Source organism: Pseudomonas sp. BN607, from assembly GCF_029871175.1.
In the GTDB taxonomy this organism is placed as follows: Bacteria; Pseudomonadota; Gammaproteobacteria; order Pseudomonadales; family Pseudomonadaceae; genus Aquipseudomonas.
The window spans coordinates 1-8,175 of the sequence record NZ_SSOE01000049.1; the positions used below are offsets into that span (position 1 = coordinate 1).

The following is an 8,175-nucleotide window of genomic DNA, read 5'->3' on the forward strand; positions in this document are numbered from 1 at the left end:
GTAGGCCTGCTGCAGGGCGCTGTTGTCGGGCTTGGGCAACGCCTTGCGGTCGAGCTTGCCGTTGGCCGTCACCGGCCAGGCCTGCACCTGCAGGATGTGCGTCGGCACCATGTAGTCCGGCAGGCTGCCCTTGAGCTGTTCGCGAAGGCTGTCACGCAGTTCGGCGGCGTCCACTGCCATGCCCTGCTCTTCGGCCAGTACGTAGGCCACCAGCTGCTGGCCATGGCCGCTGTCCTGGGCCAGCACCACCGCCTCGCGCACCTGCGGGTGCTCCAGCACCCGTGCCTCGATTTCACCCAGTTCGATACGCAGCCCGCGCACCTTCACCTGATGGTCGATGCGCCCGCAGTACTCGATCACCCCGCTGTCGCGGTAGCGCGCCAAATCCCCGGTGCGGTACAGCCGCTGGCCGTGGCTGCCGAACGGGTCGGGCACGAAACGCTCGGCCGTCAGCGACGGGCGACGATGGTAACCACGCGCCAGGCCCTGGCCACCGAGCATCAGCTCGCCCATGGCCACCTGCGGCAGGGCTTCGAACGCCGGGCCAAGGATGTGCGTGTACAGGTTGGCGATCGGCTGGCCGATCGGCACGCTGTCACGCCCCTCGTCGACACAGGTCCAGTGGGTGACGTCGATCGCTGCCTCGGTCGGCCCGTACAGGTTGTGCAGCCGGGCACCGGGCAGGTGGCTGAACACCTGCTGCTGGGTGTCCACCGCCAGCGCCTCGCCGCTGCAGATCACCTGCCGCACGCTGTGGCAGCGCTGCAAGCCCGGCTCGCGGACGAACACCTGCAGCATCGACGGCACGAAGTGCAAGGTGGTGACCTGGTGGCGCTCGATGGTGTCGATCAGCCGCTCCGGCTCGCGATGCTCACCCGGCGCCGCCAGGGCCAGCCGTGCACCGGTCATCAGTGGCCAGAAGAATTCCCACACCGACACGTCGAAGCTGAACGGGGTCTTCTGCAACACCGTGTCCGCACTGTCCAGCGCATACGCCTGCTGCATCCACGCCAGCCGGTTGTACAGCGCCAGGTGGCGGTTGCCGGCGCCTTTCGGCCGCCCGGTCGAGCCGGAGGTGTAGATGACGTAGGCCAGGTTCTCCGGGTGCAGCCGGCACGCCGGCACCTGCCGCGCGTAACCGCCCAGCTCGCCGGGCTGGTCCAGCAGCAGCACCTGCCCGGCAAACGCCGGCAGCTGCTCGCGCAAGTGCGCCTGGGTCAGCAGCAGCTCGATGCCGCTGTCTTCGAACATGTAGGCCAGCCGCTCGGCAGGGTAGTCCGGGTCCAGCGGTACATAGGCGGCGCCGGCTTTAAGGATCGCCAATAGGCCAACGACCATTTCCAGCGAACGCTCGGCGGCGATACCCACCAGGCTTTCCGGGCCGACACCCTGTTCGATCAGCTTGTGCGCCCACTGGCTGGACAGCTCGCTCAACGCCCGGTAGCTCATGCGCTGGTCGCCGAACAACAGTGCCGTGGCGTCTGGCTGGCGACGCGCCTGCGCCTCGAACAGCTGGTGCACGCGCCAGTCGCCGGGGTAGTCGGTGGCGGTGTCGTTAAGGTCATGCAGCACCGCTTGCGTCTGCTGCGGGCTCAGCATCGGCAACTCGCCCACCGGCTGTTGCGGCTGGGCTACCACACTGTGCAACAGGTGCTGCCAATGCTGCCCCATGCGCTCGACGCTTGGCGCGTCGAACAGGTCGGTGGCGTAGGTCAGCGATGCCCACAGGCCATCCGCGGTCTCGACCGTGTCCAGGGTCAGGTCGAACTGGGCGTTCACTTCTTCCCACGCCAGCACTTCCACGCTCAAGCCTGGCAGCTGTGTGGCCCCTGGCAGCCGGCGCTCGGCGCTGCGATGGTTGAACATGACCTGGAACAACGGGCTGCGGTTCAGGCTCCGCTCGACCTGCAGGGCATCCACCAACTGCTCGAAGGGCAAGTCCTGGTGCGCCTGGGCCTCCAGCGCAGTGGCCTTGACCTGCTGCAACAGGCGCACGAACGGTTGGTGCGTATCGATTTCAGCCTTGTGCACCTGAGTATTGACGAAGAAGCCAATCAGGCCTTCGGTTTCCTTGCGGGTGCGGTTGGCGACCGGCACGCCGACGCGGATGTCCGACTGCCCGGTATAGCGGTGCAACAGGCACTGGAAGGTCGCCAGCAACAGCATGAACAGGGTCACCCCTTCGCGCCGTGCCAGTTGCCGCAGGCCTTCGGCCAGTACCGGGCTCAGCGGCAGGTCGATGCGGGCGCCACGATAGCTGCTGTGCAACGGCCGCGGGCGATCAGCGGGCAGCGCCAGCACAGGCTGCTCACCGCCCAGCTGGGCGGTCCAGTAGGCTAGCTGGCGCTGCCGTTCACCGCCATCCATCCATTGACGCTGCCAGGCGGCATAGTCGGCGTACTGGATCGGCAACGCCGGCAGGCTGGCAGGCTGGCCGCTGCTGTACGCGCGATACAGGTGCACCAGCTCCTGCACCATCAGCGCCAGCGACCAGCCATCCGAGACAATGTGGTGCTGGGTGATCAGCAACACATGATCGTCCGGCCCCAGGCACAGCAGGCTGGCTCTCAGGAGCGGGCCCTGGGCCAGGTCGAACGGCTGGCGGATTTCTTCGGTGATACAGGTGCGCAGCCGCGCCGCCCGGTCCTCGCCGGGCGCCAGGGCCAAGGTGTGCCTGGCAATGCTCACCGGCGCGGGGGCATGGATCACTGGCGTGGTGCGCTCACCGTCAGTGGCGAAGGTGGTGCGCAGCGACTCGTGGCGCGCCACCAGCGCATCGAAGCTTTGCTGCAGGGCAGCCAGGTCCAGTGTGCCACGCAGGTTCAGCGCACTGGGCAGGTGATAGGCGGCGCTGTCTGGCTCAAGGTGCCAAAGAAACAGCTGCCGCTCCTGGGCGAAGGACAGCGAAAGCGGCTCGGTCGGATCGCGTCGAAAAACAGGTGCCACGCTGTACAGATCGACACCTTGCTGCTTGAGCAGCACTGCCAGCGCTTTGCGTTGCTTTGCCGACAGTGTTGCTACCGATTCGATTAACTTTTGCACGCCCTTCCCCTGTCAAGAGATCAGATTTTCCAGATCTTCGGCTGATAGACGTTTGAGGGCCTCCAAGGATTTAGCCAAGGCATCGTTGACCGCCTGGGTTTGCGGCTGAGCGCCAGCGATCTCGGCGCAGTAGGCTTGCAGGTCGTGGGTGGTGAACAGCGCCTTGACCGCTGTTTCCAGCTTCAACTGCTCACGCAGCCGCACGGTGACCTGGGTGGCCAGCAGCGAATGCCCGCCGAGGTCGAAGAAGTTGTCGGCAAGGCCGACCTGATCGACGTGCAGCACCTCCTGCCAGATCTGCGCCACCTGCTGCTGCAGTTCGCTCTGCGGTGCCAGGTAGGCCACCCGGGCGACACTCAGGTCAGGGGCTGGCAGGCGGTTGCGGTCAAGCTTGCCATTGGGGGTGTGGGGGAAGGTTGCGACGAACGTCGTCCAGGTCGGCACCATGTACTCCGGCAACGCGCTGCGCAGTTGCCGCTTCAGCGCCTCGCCCAGTGCCTCCCGCGTTTGCGCATCGTCGACCACGGCCACGTCCTGCGGCACCAGGTAAGCCACCAGCTGCTGGCCACCAGGCCCCGGCCGGGCGACTACCGCCGCTTCGCGAATGGCCGGATGACGCGCCAGTTGTGCCTCGATTTCACCGAGTTCGATACGGTAGCCACGCATCTTCACTTGCTGGTCGATTCGCCCGAGGTATTCCACCACACCCTCGGCCCGGTAACGCGCCAGGTCGCCGGTGCGGTACAGCCGTTCACCGTTCCCGGCGAACGGGTCGGGGACGAAACGCTCGGCGGTCAGCCCTGGCCGCTGGTAATACCCGCGCGCCAGGCCCGCCCCGCCAATCAGCAGCTCCCCGGCAACGCCAACGGGTACCGGCGCCAGGTCCTCACCCAGCAGGTAGAGCCGGGTATTGTCCAACGGCCTGCCGAGCAACGCCTGCGGCCTGGCGGGCTGCAACCGGTGCAGCGCCGACCAGATGGTGGTTTCGGTCGGCCCGTACAGGTTCCACAACGGCCCGCCCAGGGCCAGCAGCCGCTGGGCCAGGTCATCGCTCAGCGCTTCGCCGCCACACAGCTTCGTGCAGCCGGCCAGCACCTCGCCGCGACCGCTGTCTAGCAGCATGCGCCAGGTCGAAGGGGTGGCCTGCAGCACGGTCACCGCCTGCCGCGCTACCAGCTCCAGCACCCGCTGCGGGTCCTGTGCAGTATCCGGACCGGCCAGGACCACGCAGGCGCCCTGCACCAGCGGCAGGTACATCTCCAGCCCGAAGATATCGAACGAGAACGTGGTCAACGACAACAGGCGGTCTCCGGTAGCCAGCCCCGGCGCCTTGGCCATGCTGGCGATGAAGTTGACCAGCGCACCGTGGGGCACCATCACCCCTTTTGGCCTGCCGGTGGAGCCCGAGGTGTAGATCATGTAGGCGAGGTGCTCGGCCGACAGCTGCGGCTGCGGGTTGTGCACACTGTAGGCTGCCGCGTTGCAGCCACTGCCCAGCGGGTGTTCGGGCGCCAGCAACAGGCACTGGACCGTGGCCGGTATCGGCAGGCGTGCCTGGAGCGACGGCTGGGTCAGCAGCAGCCTGATGCCGCTGTCCTCCATCATGTAGGCCAGCCGCTCGTCCGGGTAGTGGGGGTCCAGCGGTACATAGGCACCCCCGGCCTTGAGCACGGCCAGCAAGGCGACGAGCATTTGTGGCGAGCGTTCGAGGGCCACCCCGACTTTGACGTCCGGCCCTACGCCGCCTTCGATCAGGCGCCAGGCCAGGCGGTTGGCGTGTTCGTTGAGTTGCTGGTAGCTCAGCGTCTGGTCTTCGAACTGCACGGCCGGTGCATGCGGTGTGGCATGGGCACGCTGCTCGATCAGGTGCTGGATACAGGCGTCGGCAACCGGCACCGCCGTGTCATTCCAGGCCTGGCCGATCACGTCCAGCTCGCTGTCGCTGAGCAGTGGCAACGCAGCGATTCGCTGGCCCGCGTCGGCCACGATGCCGTCCAGCAATTGCAGCCAGTGCCCGGCCATGCGCGCCACGGTCGTGGCATCGAACAGATCGGTGGCGTAGTTGAACGAGGCGCCGATCTGCCCTGGTGCTTCGAAGGTTTCCAGGGTGAGGTCAAACGGCGCGGTGCGCGTTTCGCCAGGCAAAGCCTCGATACGCAGCGCTGTGTCGCTGGCGGCCTGCTGGCCATTGCCCTGGCGCTGGTGGTTGAACATGACCTGGAACAACGGGCTGTGGCTCAGGCTGCGCCCCGGCTGCAAGGCTTCGACCAGTTGTTCGAACGGCAGCTCTTGATGGGCCTGGGCGTCGCTGGCGGCCTGGCGGGCTTGCTGCAACAGCGCGCGGAAGGTCTGCTGCGGCTCGATTTGCGCGCGCAGCACCTGGGTGTTGACGAAAAACCCGATCAACCCTTCGGTTTCTACCCGGTTGCGGTTAGCGATGGGCACCCCCACGCGAATGTCCTGCTGCCCGCTGTAGCGCTGCAGCAAGGCCTGGAACGCGGCCAGCAACAGCACGAACAAGGTCACCCCTTCGTGGCGGGCCAGGTCTTGCAGGCGTTGGCACAGTTCGGCCGGCAAGCTGAAGTCATGCCGTGCGCCGCGGTAGCTCATCAGCCCCGGGCGGGGCCGATCGGTGGGCAGTTCCAGCACCGGCTGCTGGCCACCCAACTGCGCTTGCCAATAGGCCAGCTGCCGCTCGCGCTCACCGGCCTCCATCCAGCGCCGTTGCCAGATGGCATAGTCGGCGTACTGGATGGGCAGCGGCCGAACAGCCACGGCATGCCCTTGGCAGCAGGCACTGTAACCCTGCAGCAGTTCATCGACCATGACCTTCAGCGACCAGCCGTCAGCGGCGATGTGGTGCACCACCAGGCTGAGCACATGGTCCTCGGCCGCCAAGCGCAGCAACGCCACGCGCAACACGGGGCCGTGTTGCAGGTCGAACGGCTGCTCCCGGTGGGCTTCGACGAAGGCTTGAACCTGCGCCTGCTCATCGCCCACACCGCGCTCACTGCATTCGATCGCTACCGTCAGCTGTGGGGCGATTTGCTGGCGCGGGCCACCGTCGCGGCTGTCATGGGTGAACGTGGTGCGCAAGCTCTCGTGCCGCGCCAGCAGCGCATCGAAACTGCCTTGCAAGGCCTGCAGGTTCAGCGGGCCATGCAGGCGCAGGCTGACCCCGATGTTGTAGGCAGTGCCCTGAGGCTCCATCTGCCACAGGAACCATTGGCGCTCCTGGGCAAACGACAACGGCACCACGGTGGTGTCGTCGCGCACCAGCGGAATGGGCAGGTTGGCCGGGGACACGCCCTCTTCAAGCATTTTCTGCAAGTATTGGCGACGCTTTTCCAGCGGCAGATTGATGAAGCGCTGGGCAATTTTCGTGGCGACTGCGGTGTCCATCACACCTCCTCCATTTCGTCCAGCAGAGCCGACAGCTTGCTGAGTGTTTGTGTGTCCGCCGGCGCAGATGCCTGGGCCAGCTGTTCGGCGAAGCTCGCCAGGGTTGGGTGCTGGAAAATCAGTTGCGGGGTCAGGCTCAGGCCGAGTTCCAGTTGCACCCGCGAAACCACGCTCACGGCCAGCAATGAGTGGCCGCCCAGTTCGAAGAAGTGGTCGTCCAGGCCCACTTGCTCAAGCTTGAGCACGTCCTGCCAGATGGCTGCCAGCTGCTGTTCAAGCTCGCTGCGTGGGGCGCGATAACCGTGCTGCAACAGGCTGGCATCGGCCTTGGGCAGGGCCTTGCGGTCGAGCTTGCCGTTGGCTGTCAGCGGCCACCGGTCGAGCAGCAGCAGGTGCGCCGGGACCATGTAGTCCGGCAGCGCTTCCTTCAACTGTTCGCGCAGCTGCGCACGCAGCCCGGCCTGCTGCTCCAGCGCTACCTCGGCAGCGGGGATCAGGTAGGCCACCAGCTGCTGGCCGGTCGCGCCTTCCTGGGCCAGCACCAGGGCCTCGCGCACTTGTGGTTGCGCCTGCAGGCGGGCTTCGATCTCACCCAGCTCGATGCGGAAGCCGCGGATCTTCACCTGGTGGTCGATGCGCCCGGCGTATTCGATCACCCCGTCGGCGTGGTAGCGCGCCAGGTCACCGGTGCGGTACAGGCGCCCGCCAGGGGCACCGAACGGGTCCGGCACGAAGCGCGTGGCGCTCAGGTCGCTGCGCTTGAGGTAGCCGCGCGCCAGGCCGGCGCGGCCGACGTACAGCTCGCCGATGCAGCCTTTGGCTACCGGGTTCAGGTCGCCGTCGAGCACATACCAGGACAGGTCGGGGATCGGCACGCCCATCGGGCTGCTGGCCGCCTTGCCCAGGTCAGCCAGCGACAGCGGCCGGTAGCTGACATGCACGGTGGTTTCGGTGATGCCGTACATGTTCACCAGCTGCGGCTGGCGGTCGCCGAAGCGCTCGAACCACGGTGCCAGGCTGTTGACGTCCAGCGCCTCGCCCCCGAACACCACGCTGCGCAATGCCAATGGCCGCTGCGGCTCGGCCGTGGTGGCCACTGCCATCAGTTGCTTGAACGCCGACGGGGTCTGGTTCAGCACCGTGACCTGCTCGTCGGCCAGCAGCTGGTAGAAGGCCTCGGGCGAGCGGCTGGTGTGCTGCGGCACGATCACCAGGCGCCCGCCGTACAGCAGGGCGCCGAAGATTTCCCACACCGAGAAGTCGAAGGCATAGGAGTGGAACAGGCTCCACACGTCGTCGCTGCCGAAGCGGAAGTCGGCGTCGGTGGCCGTGAACAGGCGCAGCACGTTGCGCTGCGGCAGCAGCACGCCCTTGGGCTTGCCGGTGGAACCGGAGGTGTAGATCACGTAGGCGAGGTTGTCCGGGCTGACGGTGACCGGCGAGCAGGCCAGCGGGTCGGCCTGGCTGCTGTCATCGTTGCTTTCCAGGCTGAGCACGCGCACGCCTGCCGGCACCGGCAGGCTGGCCAGCACCTGGGGCTGGGCCAGCACGCGCTGCAGGCCGCTGTCTTCGATCATGTAAGCCAAACGGTCGGCCGGGTAGGCCGGGTCCAGCGGCACATAGGCACCGCCAGCCTTGAGAATGGCGAAGATGCCAACGACCATGTCCAGCGAGCGCTCGGCGGCCAGGCCGACCAGCACGTCAGGCCCGACCCCGTCGTCGACCAGGCGC

The 8,175-nt window shown here is 66.9% G+C and carries 3 protein-coding genes; all 3 read right to left on the bottom strand.

All coding sequences use genetic code 11. The features are described from left to right. Positions 1–3,042: amino acid adenylation domain-containing protein (locus tag E8E68_RS11775; RefSeq protein ID WP_280341554.1), on the bottom strand; the 3,042-nt coding region annotated here is incomplete at its 3' end. A gap of 12 nt (positions 3,043–3,054) precedes the next feature. After that, positions 3,055–6,444 (bottom strand): amino acid adenylation domain-containing protein, encoded by a 3,390-nt coding sequence (locus E8E68_RS11780; RefSeq protein ID WP_280341556.1) that lies wholly within the window; start codon positions 6,442–6,444, stop codon positions 3,055–3,057. Further along, a partial coding sequence (locus E8E68_RS11785) for an amino acid adenylation domain-containing protein (RefSeq protein WP_280341558.1) occupies positions 6,444–8,175 on the bottom strand: 1,732 nt, incomplete at its 5' end. The genes E8E68_RS11780 and E8E68_RS11785, both read right to left, overlap by 1 nt.